This window comes from Pseudomonas sp. BF-B-30 (assembly GCF_019956305.1).
Classification (GTDB): Bacteria; Pseudomonadota; Gammaproteobacteria; order Pseudomonadales; family Pseudomonadaceae; genus Aquipseudomonas; species Aquipseudomonas jessenii.
In genome coordinates, this window is record NZ_JAHBDG010000075.1 from 1 (window position 1) to 1,359 (window position 1,359).

1 protein-coding gene is annotated in these 1,359 nt (G+C 56.7%); it reads left to right on the top strand.

Translation table 11 applies throughout. The features are described 5' to 3' along the window. Positions 1 to 82: 82 nt before the first annotated feature. A complete protein-coding gene (locus tag KGB29_RS25905; protein WP_150813539.1) occupies positions 83 to 1,105 on the top strand; it encodes an IS110 family transposase in 1,023 nt (340 codons plus the stop codon). The last annotated feature ends 254 nt before the right edge of the window (positions 1,106 to 1,359 follow it).

Consider the following 1,359-nt stretch of genomic DNA (forward strand, 5'->3'; position numbering starts at 1 on the left):
TTAATGAGATGGTCAGCCTGACCGAGAAGCCCTGCAGGTTTACGCTTGCAGGGCTTTTCTCGTTTTCGGCGGAGGATCTCTCATGAACACGATGACGCTTCTCGGTATCGACATTGGCAAACACAGTTTCCACCTGCATGGCCAGGACACCCAAGGCCATCAGGTTTTGCGCAAGAAGATGACCCGTGGACAGTTGCTCAGAAGCTTGGGGCAGCTACCAACCTGCACGGTGGTGATGGAGTCTTGCGGTGGCGCTCACTGGTTGGCTCGGGAGATTGGCGCATTGGGACACGAGGTGAAGTTGATCGCTCCGCAGTACGTCAAGCCGTTCGTCAAAGGTAACAAAAACGACTTCATTGATGCCGAAGCGATCTGTGAGGCGGCGAGCCGCCCCACGATGCGCTTCTGCCCGATCAAAACGGCAGAGCAGCAAACGCTTTCTGCCTTACACCGTGTTCGAGGCTCGCTGATTGAGCATCGGACGGCGGCGACTAATCAGATTCATGGTTTTCTGCTGGAGTTCGGGATTAGCCTGCCCATCGGTGTCACGGCCTTGCACCGCATGCCGGCGCTGCTGGACGATCCTCAACACCCAGTTCCATTGCGTCTCAAGGGCCTGGTGATGCGCCTCTATTATCAAATTCAACAGCTCACTGATGAGATCAAGGACATCGAGTCCGACCTGAAACAACAGTTGAAAGAAGACGATGCCGGGCAACGTTTGCAGAGTATTCCTGGTATCGGGCCGATCACCGCCAGCGCGGTATTGGCCGACGTGGGGGATGTCTCGCGCTACCGCAGCGGACGTGATTTTGCGGCTTCGTTAGGGCTGGTTCCGGGGCAATACTCGACGGGCGGAAAGACGGTGCTCTTGGGGATCAGCAAGCGTGGCGATAAGCACATACGCCAACTCTTGGTGCAGGGCGCGCGGGCCATCATGCAGCATATCGATAAACGGGAAGATGCCCTTGGGCCTTGGGTTCAAGACCTGCTGAGGCGCCGACACTCCAATATCGTGGCCTGCGCCTTGGCGAACAAACTGGCGCGAATCGTGTGGGCGGTACTGGCCAAAGGCGGCCAGTACGACCCACATCCGAACGCTTGAACGTACAGCTTTCCCACCGGCTTTTGCGACGTCACTGACTGATGACAGTAAACGGCAAACGGCCCGACTGAGAACCTGGCAACAAAATCAGCTTTAGAGGCTGAGGGTTTTTTCAGGACAGTCGGGAGCGGCTACTCATCGAGGGCCGAGCGTTGTTAGCGCAACGCTCACTACGAGCCCGGATACATTAGCGCAAGCCAGCTTTACCGAAAACAGCCCATGGGGTTGCAGGAGATGGGCTGACCATACATTTT